This window comes from Paraburkholderia sediminicola, assembly GCF_046030555.1.
GTDB lineage: Bacteria > Pseudomonadota > Gammaproteobacteria > Burkholderiales > Burkholderiaceae > Paraburkholderia > Paraburkholderia sediminicola_E.
The window spans coordinates 61,984-77,724 of record NZ_JAQQCH010000009.1 but is presented as its reverse complement, the minus strand read 5'-3'; the positions used below and the strand labels follow the sequence as shown (position 1 = coordinate 77,724).

Below are 15,741 nucleotides of genomic sequence, written 5' to 3'. Positions count from 1 at the left end.
GATGTCCTTGCTCTTGGGGCTGGACTTCGGCACGGGCAGTGTTCGTGCGGGTTTGTACGACGCGGCGACGCACAAGCTGGTGCGTGTCACGGAAGCGCGTTATCCGACGGTTTATCCGCGGCTCGGCTGGGCCGAGCAGGCGCCGCTGACATGGTGGCAGGCACTCGGCGAAGCCTGCCGCGAACTCATGGCGAGCACGGGTCATCCGCGCATTGCCGGTATTTGTGTGGCGACGACCTCGTCGACGGTCGTCGCCGCGCGCGAGGACGGTGTACCGCTGCGCCCCGCCTTGTTATGGATGGACTGCCGCGCCGGCATGGAAGCCAACGATACGCGTTCGGTCCGGCATCCGATGATGAGCACCGGCGGCGACGCGGTCGAATGGCTCGTGCCGAAGGCGATCTGGCTGGCTCATAACGAACCGGAGGTCTATCGCGAGGCCGCGCGAATCTGCGAAGCCGTCGACCTGGTGAACTACTGGCTCACCGGCAAGTGGGTGGCGTCGCAGTTGAACGCGACCTGCAAATGGAATTACGACACGGTGCAGCAGCGTTTTCCAATCGATCTGTATGAACGGCTCGGCGTGCCGGACCTTGCCGACAAGCTGCCAGCAGAAGTGATCCGCGTCGGCGGAAGAATCGGTCCGCTGACGGCTGAAGCCGCGCAGCATCTCGGCATCGCGGGGCAGCCGGTGGTGGCTCAAGGCGGCATCGACGCGCATATGGCCATGCTGAGTGCAGGCGCGACAGGTCCCGGCGATCTGCTGTTTATCGGCGGCACGTCGATCGTCCAGTTGATGCATATCCCCGAATGGGTCGACGTACCCGGCATGTGGGGGCCGTACCCGAACGCATTGATCGATGGGCCGTGGCTGATCGAGGGTGGCCAGGTGTCGGCGGGTTCGATCCTGCATTGGCTTGCCCACCAGATGTTCGGTCTCGACGACGCCGGCCACCAGGCGCTGATCGCCGAGGCGTCCGAGCTCAGGCCTGGCGAAACCGGCTTGCTGGTGCTCGATTACTGGATGGGCAATCGCACGCCGTACCGGTCGTCGGAGTTGCGCGGCGCGATACTCGGGCTCTCGCTCAATCATCAGCGCAAGGATGTCTATCGCGCGTCGGTGGAAGCGATCGCGCTCGGTTCGGCCAATGTATTCCATACCTTGCGCGCAGCGGGCATCGACGTGAAGCGCGTGATCGCGGCTGGAGGTTTTCAGAAGAACCCGCTATGGTTGCGCGCAACCATCGATGCGACGGGTGTCCCGTTCGAGGTCGTCGCTCACGACAACCTGACGCTGATCGGCGCGGCCGCCGCGGCTGCGTGCGGCGTCGGCGAGTGCGCGCAGTTGCGCGAAGCGGTCGCGAGTTTCGCGACGCGCGGTGAGCGCATCGACCCCGACCCGCAAGCGCACGAGCAATATCAGATTCTGCTCGAACGCTATCGGGAGGCGACCGACACGGTGGGTCCCATCGTCTCCAGGCCGCCGATTGCGGCGGCCAACGCCATGAGGTCCGCAGCATGACAAACCCTTCCACTAACGACTCGCTGCCGACTCGGCTGAATTCCGACCCGCAGCGCGAACAACTGATGGCGCAGGTCGCCAAGCTCTACTACGACCTTGAGAAAACCCAGGGCGATATCGCCAAGGAGACCGGCTTGACGCGCTGGCAGGTCGCAAGGCTGCTGCGTGAAGCACGGGAAGTCGGCATCGTGCGGATTGAAATCATTCCGCGTTCGCCGCGCCTGCCGCATCTCGAAGCCGAAATGCAACGCCGCTTCGGGCTGCGCGAAGCCATCGTGCTCGCCACCAGCGGCGACGAGGACGTCGAACTCAATGTCGTCACGCAAGCGGCGGGCCGCTATCTGGCCGGGCTGCAGCCGCCGCCGCAACTAGTGGGCGTGTCCTGGGGCCGCACCATGATCAAGATGGCGCAATGGTTGCCGCCGCGCTGGAACGACGGCGTGCACGTAGTGCTGTTGAACGGCGCGATCAATATCCGTAACGTGGCCGAGCAGACCAATAACGTCGCCGAGCGTTTCGCGCATGCGGGTAACGGTCACGCCACGCTGCTGCCGGTTCCGGCGATGCTGGGCAGTGAGCGCACCCGTGAAGCGCTCGAACAGGACTACGTGGTGGCCGACGCGCTGCGCATTGCCGACGAAGCGCCTGTCGTCTGCTTCAGCATGGGCGAACTGTCGGACCGCTCGGTGCTCGTCGAATCGGGCTACGTGGATCAGGCAATCATGCGCGATCTCGCGAAGCGCGGCGCGGTCGGCGACATACTCGGCCGCTTTATCGACGAGAACGGCGAGATCGTCGCCCCCGAACTCGATAACCGGACCATTGGCCTCAGACCCGAGCGCTTGCGCGACAAGGCCTTTTCGATCGGCGTGTGCGTGGGGGCGAGCAAGCATCGGGTAGCGCGTGCCTGTTTGCGGGCGCGCTACATCAACGTGCTCGCCACCGACGAGGCGACCGCGCGCTTCCTGCTGGAGCACGGCGATGAATAACTACGTGCTGGACGTCAGCCATGTTTCGAAGCGCTTTCCGCCGAATGTCGTCGCCCTCGTCGATGCTTCGTTACGGGTGCGCCCCGGTGAAGTGCATTGCCTGCTCGGCGCCAACGGCGCAGGCAAAAGCACGCTGCTGAAGATCGTCGCGGGCGCGTACCGGCCCGACAGCGGCACGATGTTGATCGACGGCAAGCCGGTCGATCTGCGCAATCCGCAAGATGCGAGCGCGGCCGGCATCGCGATGATCTACCAGGAGCTCGACCTGATTCCGCAGATGACGGTTGAAGAGAACCTGCTGCTCGGTCATGCGCCGCGCCGCTTCGGCATCATTTCGCGCGCCCGGCGCCGTGCACTCGCGTCGGCCGCGCTCGATCGGATCGGCGCGACCTTTGCGCTGACCGCGCGCGTCGAGACGCTCTCGATCGCCAACCAGCAACTCGCCGCGATTGCACGCGCGCTGACGGGGGCGGCGAAAGTCGTCGTGATGGACGAGCCTTCTGCTGCGTTGAACGAAACCGAGCTCGAAAAGGTATTCCAGGTGATCCGCGAAATCGCGGCGGATGGTGTGTCGGTACTCTACGTCAGCCACCGGCTGAACGAAATCCGTGAGATCGGCAATCGCGTGACCGTGTTGCGTGCCGGCAAGACCGTCGAGACATTCGATGTGGCGGCGGTGGATGAACGCACGCTGGTGTCGGCCGTGGTCGGCGACAGTCACGAATTGCTGGAGCGTGGCGAGCACGCTCCGCCACGCGATGCGCTGGCGCTGCGCGTCAAACGGCTGAGTGGCCCCGCGGGCCTCGAAATCCGCGATCTGGAGGTGCGCCAGGGCGAAGTTGTCGGGCTGGCGGGGCTGAATGGCGCAGGCCGCACCACGCTGCTCAAGGCGCTGTTCGGCGTGCAGCCGTCGAGCGGCGAAATCGAACTGTTCGGGCAGCCCTACCGCCCGAAGCACGCGATGGACGCGATCCGGCGCGGAGTCGGCCTGGTTCCCGAAAACCGCAAAACCGAAGGTCTCGTGCTCGACGCGCCGATCTATCGCAATGCCACGCTCGCGCACAACCGGCGCTACCGGTGGCTGTCCCATCGGCGCATGAAGGCGCTGACACAGCCGGTGCTCAAACAGTTGCAGACCAAGTTCGGTTCGCTCACGCAGCCGGTGCGTCAACTGTCGGGCGGTAATCAGCAAAAGATCGTGCTCGCCAAGTGGGTGATCGACGGCGCGAAGCTGTTGTTGCTCGACGAGCCGAGCCGCGGTCTCGACATCGGCGCCAAGGCGGATCTCTACCGGCTCGCGCGCGGCCTCGCCGAACAGGGGGCGGCCGTGCTGGTGGCCAGCAGCGAACTCGAGGAGCTGTACGCGAACTGCAATCGCATCTGGGTCATTCACGAAGGCAAAAACGTTGTCTGCTTCGATCCGGCCGTGACGCCGAGTCTCGACATTCAACAGGCGACCATTATTGGACGAAGGGCTTGAACATGGATACGACATCAAAGGAGCTGGTGACCAAAGGCGGCGATAGCGGCCAGCGGCGCAGCCTGATCAGCAGTCCACTTGTCGAGTGGGCAATGCGCTACAACTTCATTCTGATTTTTCTGCTCGCGGTCGGCGTGGCGACGTCACTCTCGAGCGACTTCCTGACCTTCGGCAATATCGCGAACCTGTTCCAGCAGGCTGCCGTGGTGGGCATCGTCGCGATCGGCATGACCTTCGTGATTCTGACCGCCAACATCGATTTGTCGGTGGGCAGCCTGTCTGCTTTCGCGGGAATCGTCGTCGCGCTGCTGCTGCAGGGCAGTATGTCGGGATGGCTTGCCGCACCGATTGCGCTCGGCGTCGGCCTGCTTGCCGGTGCGGTGATGGGCGCGATTTCGGTGTACGGCAAGGTGCCGAGCTTCATCATCACACTGGCCGGCCTCGTCTCGCTGCGCGGCGCGACTTATCTGCTCTCCGACGGCTCGCCGATCGGCGGACTGCCGAGCGGTTTCAGCAGCATCGGCTCGGCCATGATCCCGATCTTTCCGGGTTCCGATCTGATGTTTCCGGTGATGGGCATCATCTTTCTCGTGATCGCCGTCATCGCGGGACTCGTGCTGCGCTATACGGTGTTCGGCGAGTACGTACTGGCCACCGGCGGCAATATCGAGGCGGCGCGGCTGTCGGGCGTGCCGGTGCGAGCGGTGTCGATTGCCGTCTTCGCGATCTCCGGGCTGCTTGCGGCACTTGGCGGCGTGCTGCTGACCTCACGTCTGCATATCGGCCAGCCGACCTCCGCTCAAGGACTCGAGCTCGACGCGATAGCGGCCGTGGTGCTCGGCGGAACGAGTCTGTTCGGCGGACGCGGCGGCATGCTCGGCACGACCTTCGCTGTGATGTTGCTGCAAGTGTTGCGCAACATCTTTAACCTCGTGGGACTCGGTTCGTTCTACCAAATGACGATCACGGGCGTAATCATCGTACTGGCCATTTTGCTGAACCGCCTGATCGACCACTACGCGGGGCGCACATGACCGCCGGCGCCCGAACCACCAGACGCCGGCAGCTTTCCTTGCCGTCTGTTCTTCCTGCTCAATCTCCGCTTTCCAACCCCATGCCCGAACACCTACCACGCAATACAGGGGTCGCGCTCGCCCTTGACGCAGTACTCGGCCCCCAGGTCAATGCGTCGGCTGCGACACGCCGCAGCAACTCGCTGACCGCACGCCGCTCGGTCAAGAAGGTCTATCAGGCCGCCTGGCACGTCAAGGCGATTTCCTGCATCGATCTGACGACACTGGCGGGCGACGACACGCCGGGCCGCGTCAAGCGTCTTTGCGCCAAGGCACGCCGGCCGTTGCGCGATGATCTCGTCAGCGCGCTCGGCCTCGAAGACCAGCCGCCGATGACGGGCGCCGTCTGCGTGTACCCGATGATGGTCGGAGCCGCCGTTGCGGCGCTCGACGGCTCTGGTATCCCGGTCGCATCGGTGGCGACCGGCTTTCCGTCCGGCCTCACGCCGCTCAAGCAACGGCTCGACGAAATCCGCTTTGCCGTCGCCGAGGGCGCGCGTGAAATCGACATTGTCATTACCCGTGAACACGTGTTGCTGCAGAACTGGGCCGCGCTTTACGACGAAGTCCGGCAAATGCGCGAGGCATGCGGCGAAGCGCACCTGAAAGCCATTCTCGCGACGGGCGACCTGAAGACCCTGCGCAACGTCTATCGGGCGAGCATGGTCTCGATGATGGCGGGCGCGGATTTCATCAAGACCTCGACCGGCAAGGAAGACGTCAACGCCACGTTGCCCGTCAGTCTCGTGATGTGCCGCGCGATTCGCGACTATGCAGCGCTTACCGGCTTCAAGGTTGGCTTCAAGCCTGCGGGCGGATTGCGCACAGCCAAAGATGCGGTGAACTGGCTGATCCTGATGAAAGAAGAGCTCGGGCGCGAGTGGCTCGAACCCAATCTGTTCCGTATTGGTGCGAGCTCCCTGCTCGGCGATATCGAGCGGCAGATCGAGCACTTCATTACGGGTCAATACTCGGCGCTTCACCGGCACGGCATGGCCTGACGCACGCGCTGGACTTACGGGACACACGCATGAAAACTTCACAAGCACGTATCAAAGACATTCTCGACACCATGGAATATGGCCCCGCCCCGGAAAGCACCGATGTTGCGATGAGCTGGCTCGAGCTGCGCGGGCGGTCCTTCGATCATTTCATCGATGGAACCTTCGTCGCGCCGGATGATGGCGCGCGCTTTGCGGTGGTGAATCCGGCCGATGAGTCGCTACTCGCACAGGTTGCGCAGGGGGGCGCAGCCGATGTGAATGCGGCAGTTGCGGCGGCGCGCCGCGCACTCACGAGCTGGTCGGCGACGCCGGGTCACGAACGCTCGCGCCTGTTGTATGCGATCGCGCGACACATCCAGAAGCACGCGCGCTTTCTCGCGGTGCTCGAAAGCCTCGACAACGGCAAACCGATTCGCGAATCGCGCGATATCGACGTGCCGCTCGTCGCGCGGCATTTTTATCACCATGCGGGCTGGGCGGAACTCGTCGGCGATGAATTTCCGGACCACCAGGCCGTCGGCGTATGCGGGCAAATCATCCCGTGGAATTTTCCGCTGCTGATGCTCGCGTGGAAGATCGCGCCCGCACTCGCGGCAGGCAACACCGTGGTACTGAAGCCGGCTGAGTTCACGCCGCTCACCGCGCTGGCATTCGCCGAGATTTGCCAGCAAGTCGGTGTGCCGCCCGGCGTCGTCAACATCGTCACCGGGGATGGCGCGACCGGCGCGCTGATCGTCGAACATGCCGATGTCGACAAGATCGCGTTCACGGGGTCGACTGAAGTCGGCCGCGCGATTCGGCGGGCTACGGCCGGGACCGGCAAGAAGCTGTCGCTCGAACTCGGGGGCAAGTCGCCGTTCATCGTGTTCGAAGACGCCGATCTCGATGCGGCTGTCGAAGGCGTGGTCGATTCGATCTGGTTCAACCAGGGGCAAGTGTGCTGCGCCGGCTCGCGCATTCTTGTGCAGGAAGGCGTGGCCGATCTCTTCCACACGAAATTGCGCGCGCGCATGAGTACGCTGCGCGTGGGCGATCCGCTCGACAAGTCCACCGACATCGGCGCGGTTGTTGACCGCGTTCAGCTCGAACGGATCACGGCGCTGGTCCAGCGTGGTGTGGCGGAAGGGGCGACCTGCTTCCAGCCGCCCATGGCCGTGCGCGCGACAGGCTTCTTCTATCCGCCGACACTCGTGACCGACGTCGAAACGTCCTCCGTGCTGGTGCGCGAGGAGGTCTTCGGGCCGGTGGTGACGTCGAGCACGTTCCGCACGCCCCACGAAGCCGTCGCGTTGGCTAACGACACGCGCTACGGTCTCGCCGCCTCGGTGTGGTCGGAGAATCTCAACCGCACACTCGAAGTTGCAGCGGCGGTGAAGGCCGGCGTCGTCTGGGTGAACAGTGCCAATCAGTTCGACGCCGCGGCTGGCTTCGGCGGTTATCGCGAAAGCGGTTATGGTCGTGAAGGCGGCCGCGAAGGCATGCTCGAATATCTCGTACCGAACGGCGGACATCGCGATAACGCTAAGGGCGCAGCTGGCAGTGCAAACGGAGCGGGCGAGGCAAGTGCCGCAGCGCTGCGCGCGCCCGTTCCCTCGCAAGATTTTGCCGGGCAGAACGGCGGAGTCGATCGCACCGCCAAGCTCTACATTGGCGGGAAGCAAACCCGGCCCGATTCCGGCTACAGCTATCGGGTCTTCGGCGCCAACGGCGCGCCGCTCGGTCTTGCCCCGCTCGGCAATCGCAAGGATGTGCGCAATGCCGTCGAGGCAGCGCGCAAGGCAAGCGGCTGGTCCGGCATGACCGGTCATGCGCGTGCCCAGGTGGTCTACTACCTTGCTGAAAATCTGGCAGCGCGCAAACCCGCATTCGCGTCTTTGCTGCGCGAATGCACGGACGCTTCGGAAACGGATGCGGCGCGGGAGGTGGAGTTGAGCATTCGCCGCCTGTTTCGCTATGCCGCGCTGGCCGACAAATACGACGGCCGCGTCCACTCGACCTTGACGCGCCACGTCACGTTAGCGATGAACGAGCCTTGGGGAGTGCTCGGTATTGCCTGCCCGGAAGATGCGCCGCTCGCGGGCATGGTTTCGCTGATTGCGCCGGCGATCGCGCTCGGCAATCGTGTCGTCGCGGTTGTCTCGCAGACACATCCCCTGATCGCAGCCGAGTTTTATCAACTGCTCGATACGAGCGACGTGCCGGGTGGGGTGGTCAACCTGCTGAGCGGTCCGCGTGACGAACTGGTGCAAACGCTCGCCGCGCACAACGACGTCGACGCGTTCTGGTATGCCGGCGATTCCACCGGCCGAGCAAAGGTCGAGGCGGAGTCAGCCGGCAATCTGAAGCCGGTCTGGTCGCTCGATCGCGCGATGCTCGGTGACGACGCCGGCAGGTCCGCCACTGGCGAATTCGCGCGCCATGCATTGCAGGTCAAGAACATCTGGGTGCCGTATGGAGAATAAGGCGGGCATTCGCGCGGTGCGGGCAGTGATCTTCGATATGGACGGATTGCTGCTCGATTCCGAAGATATCTACACTTCGGTGACGCAGCAGATCGCGGAACGCTTCGGCAAGACGTTCGATTGGGCGGTCAAGCAGAACACGATCGGACGGGGCGCACGGGATCTGGCCGAGTACGTGGTGAGCACGCTCGCCTTGCCGATGACGGCGGATGACTTTCTCAGGGAGCGTGAGCCGCTGTTGCGTGCGCGCTTCGCCGATGCGCCGGCGAAGCCGGGGGCCGCGTCGCTCGTGCGGCATCTTGCGGAACGAGGTGTGCCGATCGCGGTGGGCACGAGTTCGTCGAAGGCGTTTTTCGACATCAAAACCGCGCGGCATCAGGACTGGTTCAGCCTGTTCGATACCGTGGTGACCGCCGACGATCACGAAGTACGGGCAGCCAAGCCGGCGCCGGATATTTTCCTGGTCGCCGCACGGCGTTTAGGCGTTGCACCGCATGACGTGCTGGTGTTCGAGGATTCACCGTTCGGCGTCACGGCGGCGCGAGCGGCCGGCATGCAGGTAATCGCGGTGCCGGACCCCGCCATGAGCCATGACCGTTTCGCGCATGCGCACTCAATACTGGCGTCGCTGGGTCAGTTCGATCCGCAAACGTGGGGGTTGCCGGCGGGCGTGCAGGGGAAGGCAGCGCTGAAGTAAGGCAGTTGGCCGCGGCACGGTGTGAGGCGAGCGTGTCGCGCCGTGCGTCAGCGTCAACCGTTACCCGCTCGCCTTGCTCAACTCGTGCGCGCGCCGAAGCCTTTCGCGGCTGTTGCTCAGATGCATCCGCATTGCGGCGCGCGCATCGTCCGCGTCCTGACGCTCGATTGCCCGATAAATCATCTGATGCTCGCTAAACACGTCGCGCAGATGCTCGATATGGTCGAGCTCCGCGATCTCGGCGGAGCCAAGTCGCGTGCGCGGACTCACCGCGCGGCCGAGTTGGCTGAGAACATCGAAGAAGTAGCGGTTGCCGCTTGCGCGCGCGATCTGCAGATGAAACTCGATGTCGTGCGCCAGCGTGTCAGTGCTTCCCCGCTCGAGTTCGGACTCGAAGCGTTCCAGCGCGGCACGAATCTGCTTGAGATTCTGCTCGGTACGTCGCGCGGCGGCGAGCGCCGCTGAGGCTGCCTCGACGTCGATACGGAATTCGATAATGGCCATGACGTCCAGCATGCTGGACAGGTCGGCGGCGGGCAGTTGCATGGACTGTTCCGTGGCCGGCTCCAGAACGAAGGTGCCAATGCCATGGCGCGTCTCGACCACTTTGGCCGCCTGCAGGCGCGAGATCGCTTCGCGAACCACGGAACGGCTCACCGAGAGTTGCTTCATCATCGCGACTTCGGTCGGAATGCGATCTCCCGGCCTCAGGCTGCCGCGGCGGATTTCATCGGAAAGGGTGGCCACCACCTTCTCAGTTAGGCTGCTCATTTCTGTTGCTTATTGACTCATCGGATGGAAATACACACGTTGCGTGTGCGAGTGACGTCGTGTGACGTATCGATGTAGCCATCATAGCGTCAGTCAGAATGATTGCGGCTCGAGTCTCCCGCTCCCGGTGCTGATTGGGTGATTCATTGCCCAGCTACGGTCGGCGCAGCCAGTGCTGACTTTACCATGTTGTCGGACGTCTTATTTTTGGTTTCATTCTGGCCGCCGAAACGCTATATCAGCCGCCGCTCCCTAGTACGTATGGCTAAAATGGCAGGGTAAACACCCCGTTTAAACTGATGGGTGGAACAGGGTAGACTGTCGTCAGACAACGTATCACGCGTTCGAGACCGACTCACCCGGCCTGCCCGAATGCGTCGTGGTGCGTTCGGGCAGGCCGCCGGAGTGGCCGACACTGGAGACAACCTTGGCATCTGTTCCCACCACCGCCGCCGACCCACTCGAATCCGCGGTCTCGAAGGTCAAGCGGCATGTGCTGCCGCTGTTTCTGATCATGTTCGTCGCGAACTACATCGATCGCGTGAACATTGGTTTCGTCAATTCCCACATGCAAACGGATCTGGGCATCGGCGCTGCGGCTTATGGCCTGGGGAGCGGTTTATTCTTTGTCGGCTACGCGCTCTTCGAGGTGCCGTCGAATGTGTTGATGCAGAAGTACGGCGCGCGCGCCTGGCTGACCCGCATTATGGGCACCTGGGGGCTGGTCGCGGCCGCCATGGCGTTTGTGTGGAACGACACTTCTTTCTACGTGTTGCGATTCCTGCTCGGTATCGCTGAAGCCGGCTTCTTCCCGGGCGTGGTGTTCTATTTCACGCAATGGCTGCCGCAGAAAGACCGCGGCAAGGCAGTGGCGGTTTTTCTCGCCGGCTCCGCGCTCGCGTCCGTGCTGTCTGGGCCGATCACCGGCAGTCTGTTGTCCATTCGCGGTTTTGGCTTGCACGGCTGGCAATGGATGTTCCTCATCGAGGGTGGTTTTTCGATCGTGCTGTGCGGCGTCAGCTGGATGCTGCTGAAGTCGCGGATTCGCGATGCCGCCTGGCTGACGACTGAAGAGCAGGCTGTTCTTGAAACAACGATCGCCGCAGAGCAGGCTGAGCGCGAGGCGCACGGCGGCGCGCATCTGCCCGCGATGAAGCTGCTGAAGGACCCGCAGATTCTGCTGTTCTGCTTCCTGTACTTCGCGATTCAGTTGACCATTTATGCGGCCACGTTCTGGCTCCCGACGATCATCCGCAAGATGGGCGGATTGTCGGATTTCGAAGTCGGCATGTTCAATACCATCCCATGGCTCATCGCCATGGTCGCGATGTACTGTTTCGCGGTGTTGTCGGCGAAATGGCGCTTCCAGCAGGCCTGGCTGGCCGTGGCGCTCGTCATCGCGGCGTGCGGTCTGTTTGCTTCGACTTCGGGTAATCCGGTACTGTCGTTCGTCGCAATCTGCTTCTCGGCGATCGGCTTCAAGGCAGCGTCGTCGCTCTTCTGGCCGATTCCGCAGGGTTATCTGGATGCACGCGTTGCCGCGGCGGTTATTGCGTTGATCAATTCGGTGGGTAACCTCGGCGGATTCTTCGCGCCGGCCGCGTTCGGCTATCTGCAGCAGCATACCGGCTCGATTACCGGCGGCCTGTACGCCCTGGGCGTGGCTTCGCTGATCGCGGCGGCGGCTGGCTTCCTGACCCGCAATCGCCGTGTAAACCACGACGCGTTGCCGGAATCGCTGCACGGCGAAGCCCACTGACCGGCGAAAATCGTCGACTATGAATAACGCATTTCTCACTTTCTGTCCGGCACGGGTCTCAAGCACGCTTGTCCAACGCGCGGACGCCCACTTGCTGGCTCACTAACTCAACCGGACCCATTCTCATGTCCACGAACTCTTCCCAATCGAACGCTACGCCGATCGTGACCGAACTGCGCGTCGTGCCCGTCGCCGGCCGTGACAGCATGCTGATGAATCTGAGCGGCGCGCATGGCCCGTTCTTCACGCGCAACATCGTCATTCTGCGCGACAGTGCCGGCCATACCGGCGTTGGCGAAGTGCCGGGCGGCGAGAGCATCCGCAAGACGATCGACGACGCGCGTCCGCTGGTTGTCGGTCAGTCGATCGGCAATCTTCAAGCTATCCTGAACAAGGCGCGTACGCAGTTCGCCGACCGCGACGCCGGCGGGCGTGGTCTTCAGACTTTCGATCTGCGCACCACCATTCACGCGGTGACCGCGCTTGAGGCCGCGCTGCTCGATCTGCTTGGCCAGCATCTGGGCGTGCCCGTCGCCGCACTCCTCGGCGAAGGCCAGCAGCGCGACGAAGTGGAAATGCTCGGTTACCTGTTCTATATCGGCGATCGCCAGAAAACCGATCTGCCGTATGCCAGTGGCGCGGACGGGCGCGACGATTGGGAGCGTGTCCGTACCGAAGAAGCGATGACGCCCGAGGCGGTGGTGCGGCTTGCCGAGGCAGCGCAAGCGCGCTACGGCTTCAATGATTTCAAGCTCAAGGGCGGCGTGTTGCCCGGTGACGCCGAAATCGAAGCAGTCACGGCGCTCGCCGAACGCTTCCCCAACGCCCGCGTCACGCTCGATCCGAATGGCGCATGGTCGCTCGCGGAAGCGGTGCGCCTGTGCCGTGACCAACACGATGTGCTGGCTTACGCGGAAGATCCGTGCGGCGCGGAAAACGGCTATTCGGGCCGCGAGGTGATGGCCGAGTTCCGCCGCGCGACCGGCTTGCCGACGGCGACTAACATGATTGCTACCGACTGGCGCCAGATGGGTCACGCGATCCAGTTGCAGTCCGTGGACATTCCGCTTGCCGATCCACACTTCTGGACCATGCAGGGCTCGGTGCGCGTGGCGCAGATGTGCAACGAATGGGGGCTCACCTGGGGCTCGCACTCGAACAATCACTTCGACATCTCGCTCGCGATGTTCACGCATGTCGCGGCGGCGGCACCCGGCAAGATCACGGCGATCGACACGCACTGGATCTGGCAGGACGGCCAACGCCTGACGCGTGAGCCGCTGCAGATCGTCGGCGGCAAGGTCAAGGTGCCTCAGGCCGCGGGCCTCGGTGTCGAGCTGGATATGGACGAGATCGAGAAGGCGCACGCGCTTTATCAGCAACATGGCCTCGGCGCACGCGACGACGGCGTGGCCATGCAGTACCTGATTCCGAACTGGAAGTTCGATAACAAGCGCCCGTCTCTGGTGCGCTGAGTCTCTTATGATCTGAGCGGCGGGCCGTGCGGCCGTTCGCTCTCACCCGCAATTCACGCTATTACGCTATGACCTCACCGCAAGAACTCAAAGCGATCGTTTCCGAAGGCCTGCTGTCCTTTCCGGTGACCGACTTCGACGAACAGGGCGATTTCCGCGCCGATACTTACGCCAGGCGCCTGGAATGGCTCGCGCCGTATGGCGCGACCGCGCTGTTTGCTGCCGGCGGCACGGGCGAGTTTTTCTCGCTGACCAAAAGCGACTACACCAACGTGATTCGCACGGCGACCGAGACCTGCCGCGGCAAGGTGCCGATTCTCGCCGGCGCGGGTGGCCCGACGCGCGTGGCGATCGACTACGCCCAGGAAGCCGAGCGTCTTGGTGCAAACGGCGTGCTGCTGATGCCGCACTATCTGACCGAGGCATCGCAGGAAGGGATCGCCGCGCACGTCGAGCAGGTCTGCAAGGCGGTGAAGAATATCGGCGTGATCGTCTATAACCGAGCGAATTCGAAGCTGAATGCGGACATGCTCGAACGTCTCGCGGACAGTTGCCCGAATCTGATCGGCTTCAAGGACGGTGTGGGTGAAATCGAGGCGATGGTGACGATTCGCCGGCGTCTCGGCGACCGCTTCTCGTATCTTGGCGGACTGCCGACCGCGGAAGTCTACGCCGCGGCGTATAAGGCGCTGGGCGTGCCGGTGTATTCGTCGGCGGTGTTCAACTTCATTCCGAAGACCGCGATGGACTTCTACCGTGCGATTGCCGCGGACGATCATGCGACCGTCGGCAAGCTACTCGATGAATTCTTCCTGCCGTATCTGGCGATCCGTAACCGCCGCCAGGGTTATGCGGTAAGTATCGTGAAGGCCGGTGCGAAACTGGTCGGACATAGCGCGGGTCCGGTGCGGGCACCGCTGACCGATCTGACCGCAGAAGAGTTGGCGCAACTCGACGTGTTGATCAAGAAGCTTGGCACGCAGTAAGCGGTCAACTCCGGCGAAACACAACGTGTGAGATGCGCTGCACGAGCAGCGCGGCCACAAGTGCCGCCACCGCCGTCAGCCACACGCCGATATGAATCGACTGCACCAGCGCATCGCGTGCCGTGTCGATCAGCGCCAGCGTATTGAGCCCCGACGGCTTCATATCCGCAATCAGTTTCACGCGCGACGCTTCGTCGATCAGGATGCGCAGATCGACGAAGCGCGGCTGCCACTGCGATATGGCCGGCTCACCGAGCACGCTCATCGTGCGCGTGACCACGTCGCGGTAGTGGTGCGACACCACGGTCGCCACGATGCTGGTACCCAGCATCCCGCCCACCATCCGCGTGGACTGCAGCAGCGCCGTCGTGATGCCGAAGCGTTCGCGCCCGGCAATCTCCTGGCCGAACACATTCAGATTGTTCAGGATGAACCCGAGACCGATGCCAACGGCCGCCATCGGCAATTCGATCCATACGTGCGGTGTCTCCGGATTGGCAAACGCCAACGCGATCGAAGCGAACAGCAGCAGCGCGAAACCGATCGACAGAATCTGCGTGGGCTTCTTCATGTGAATGACGATGCGCGTATTGAGCAGGCTGCCGAGTGCGATGCAGGCGGCAATCGGCGTAGCGAGCAGACCGGCTTGTTGCGGTGACAACCCGAAGCCGCCTTGCAACAGCAACGGCGCGAAAAAGATCAGCGAGAACATCACGAAGCCGGACAGGAAGCCGAGTACGAATAGCGTGACGAGTTGCCGATCCTTGAACAGGTCGAGCGGAATGATCGGATGCGTGGCGCGTTTCTCGCATACCAGCAACGCGATGGCGCCCACCACCACGAAAGCCGCCAGCGCCAGGTTGCCGGCCGTCAGACCGTGTTTCGGCACGGCTTCGATGAGCGCCTGAAGGCCGCCCAGCACGGCGGCGACCAGCGCTGCGCCGAGCCAGTCGATCTTGACTTCGCCTTCATGCGGGCGCTGGAGGTTGGGCAGATGTGCCCAGATGAAATAGAGTGCCGCGGCGCCGACCGGCAGATTGATCAGGAAGGTAGAGCGCCAGCCCCAGTGCTCGCTCATCCAGCCACCCAGCGACGGACCCGCCGCGGTGCCGATCCCGTAGGCGGCCGCCATCACCACTTGCCAGCGCACCCGTGCGCGCGGATCGGGGAACAGGTCAGGTATCGACGCGAATGCGGTGCCGACCATCATCCCGCCGCCGACTCCTTGCAAGCCGCGCGCGATCACGAGGAACAGCATGTCGTTCGCGACGCCGCAGAGCACCGATGCGATGGTGAACGTAATGACCGCGGCGATCACGAAACGCTTGCGGCCGAAATAGTCGCCGAGACGGCCGAACACGGGGACTGTCACCACCGATGCCAACAGGTACGCACTGGCAATCCATGCGTAGTACTCGAAGCCATGTAGTTCGGCGACGATCGAAGGCAGCGCGGTGCTGACGACGGTCTGGTCGAGTGCGACCAGCATGTTGACGAGGCCGATGCCGAGCATGGCTAGCAGG

Annotated in this window: 12 protein-coding genes; 10 read left to right on the top strand and 2 right to left on the bottom strand. The window is 63.4% G+C overall.

What is annotated here, in order from left to right; all coding sequences use genetic code 11:
• Window position 1 precedes the first annotated feature (1 nt).
• The 7 genes from PQQ52_RS15045 (at window position 2) to PQQ52_RS15015 (ending at window position 9,227) form a co-directional block, all read left to right on the top strand.
• Window positions 2-1,522, top strand: coding sequence for an FGGY-family carbohydrate kinase (locus PQQ52_RS15045; RefSeq protein ID WP_408212451.1), 1,521 nt, complete (start codon window positions 2-4; stop codon window positions 1,520-1,522).
• Window positions 1,519-2,511: a sugar-binding transcriptional regulator gene (locus PQQ52_RS15040; RefSeq protein ID WP_408212449.1), complete on the top strand. Its 993-nt coding sequence runs from the start codon at window positions 1,519-1,521 to the stop codon at window positions 2,509-2,511. Before PQQ52_RS15045 ends, PQQ52_RS15040 begins: the two co-directional genes overlap by 4 nt.
• On the top strand, window positions 2,504-3,991 hold the full coding sequence (locus PQQ52_RS15035) for a sugar ABC transporter ATP-binding protein (protein WP_408212446.1): 1,488 nt from the start codon (window positions 2,504-2,506) through the stop codon (window positions 3,989-3,991). The genes PQQ52_RS15040 and PQQ52_RS15035 overlap by 8 nt, the downstream gene beginning before the upstream one ends.
• 2 nt (window positions 3,992-3,993) lie before the next feature.
• A complete protein-coding gene (locus PQQ52_RS15030; RefSeq protein ID WP_408212444.1) occupies window positions 3,994-5,025 on the top strand; it encodes an ABC transporter permease in 1,032 nt (343 codons plus the stop codon).
• An 80-nt stretch (window positions 5,026-5,105) separates the two neighbouring features.
• Window positions 5,106-6,065, top strand: coding sequence for a deoxyribose-phosphate aldolase (gene deoC, locus PQQ52_RS15025; protein WP_408212441.1), 960 nt, complete (start codon window positions 5,106-5,108; stop codon window positions 6,063-6,065).
• 29 nt (window positions 6,066-6,094) lie between these two features.
• Window positions 6,095-8,530 (top strand): aldehyde dehydrogenase family protein, encoded by a 2,436-nt coding sequence (locus PQQ52_RS15020; RefSeq protein WP_408212438.1) that lies wholly within the window; start codon window positions 6,095-6,097, stop codon window positions 8,528-8,530.
• Window positions 8,520-9,227 carry an HAD-IA family hydrolase gene (locus tag PQQ52_RS15015; protein WP_408212435.1) on the top strand — a complete coding sequence of 236 codons (708 nt, stop codon included), beginning with the start codon at window positions 8,520-8,522 and terminating at the stop codon, window positions 9,225-9,227. The genes PQQ52_RS15020 and PQQ52_RS15015 overlap by 11 nt, the downstream gene beginning before the upstream one ends.
• A gap of 60 nt (window positions 9,228-9,287) precedes the next feature.
• On the opposite strand, the gene PQQ52_RS15010 is transcribed toward PQQ52_RS15015, so the two are convergent.
• Window positions 9,288-9,998 (bottom strand): FadR/GntR family transcriptional regulator, encoded by a 711-nt coding sequence (locus tag PQQ52_RS15010; RefSeq protein ID WP_408212432.1) that lies wholly within the window; start codon window positions 9,996-9,998, stop codon window positions 9,288-9,290.
• A gap of 427 nt (window positions 9,999-10,425) precedes the next feature.
• Here PQQ52_RS15010 and PQQ52_RS15005 point away from each other — a divergent pair, with 427 nt between their 5' ends.
• From PQQ52_RS15005 to kdgD, 3 genes are all read left to right on the top strand, one after another.
• A complete protein-coding gene (locus PQQ52_RS15005) occupies window positions 10,426-11,757 on the top strand; it encodes an MFS transporter (RefSeq protein WP_408212429.1) in 1,332 nt (443 codons plus the stop codon).
• A gap of 125 nt (window positions 11,758-11,882) precedes the next feature.
• Window positions 11,883-13,232 carry a glucarate dehydratase gene (gene gudD / locus PQQ52_RS15000; RefSeq protein ID WP_408212427.1) on the top strand — a complete coding sequence of 450 codons (1,350 nt, stop codon included), beginning with the start codon at window positions 11,883-11,885 and terminating at the stop codon, window positions 13,230-13,232.
• Window positions 13,233-13,300: 68 nt separating this feature from the next.
• Entirely contained in the window at window positions 13,301-14,218 is a 918-nt protein-coding gene (gene kdgD / locus PQQ52_RS14995) for a 5-dehydro-4-deoxyglucarate dehydratase (RefSeq protein ID WP_408212424.1), read from the top strand.
• Window positions 14,219-14,222: 4 nt separating this feature from the next.
• Here kdgD and PQQ52_RS14990 read toward each other — a convergent pair whose 3' ends face one another.
• Complete coding sequence (locus tag PQQ52_RS14990; RefSeq protein WP_408212421.1) at window positions 14,223-15,731, bottom strand: MFS transporter; 1,509 nt, start codon at window positions 15,729-15,731, stop codon at window positions 14,223-14,225.
• Window positions 15,732-15,741 lie beyond the last annotated feature (10 nt).

Excerpts from the sequence above, each read along its gene's own strand:
- PQQ52_RS15045 (WP_408212451.1), top strand. The coding sequence starts at position 2 with ATGTCCTTGCTCTTGGGGCTGGACTTCGGCACGGGCAGTGTTCGTGCG.
- PQQ52_RS15040 (WP_408212449.1), top strand. The coding sequence starts at position 1,519 with ATGACAAACCCTTCCACTAACGACTCGCTGCCGACTCGGCTGAATTCC.
- PQQ52_RS15035 (WP_408212446.1), top strand. The coding sequence starts at position 2,504 with ATGAATAACTACGTGCTGGACGTCAGCCATGTTTCGAAGCGCTTTCCG.
- PQQ52_RS15030 (WP_408212444.1), top strand. The coding sequence starts at position 3,994 with ATGGATACGACATCAAAGGAGCTGGTGACCAAAGGCGGCGATAGCGGC.
- deoC (WP_408212441.1), top strand. The coding sequence starts at position 5,106 with ATGCCCGAACACCTACCACGCAATACAGGGGTCGCGCTCGCCCTTGAC.
- PQQ52_RS15020 (WP_408212438.1), top strand. The coding sequence starts at position 6,095 with ATGAAAACTTCACAAGCACGTATCAAAGACATTCTCGACACCATGGAA.
- PQQ52_RS15015 (WP_408212435.1), top strand. The coding sequence starts at position 8,520 with ATGGAGAATAAGGCGGGCATTCGCGCGGTGCGGGCAGTGATCTTCGAT.
- PQQ52_RS15010 (WP_408212432.1), bottom strand. The coding sequence starts at position 9,998 with ATGAGCAGCCTAACTGAGAAGGTGGTGGCCACCCTTTCCGATGAAATC.
- gudD (WP_408212427.1), top strand. The coding sequence starts at position 11,883 with ATGTCCACGAACTCTTCCCAATCGAACGCTACGCCGATCGTGACCGAA.
- kdgD (WP_408212424.1), top strand. The coding sequence starts at position 13,301 with ATGACCTCACCGCAAGAACTCAAAGCGATCGTTTCCGAAGGCCTGCTG.
- PQQ52_RS14990 (WP_408212421.1), bottom strand. The coding sequence starts at position 15,731 with ATGCTCGGCATCGGCCTCGTCAACATGCTGGTCGCACTCGACCAGACC.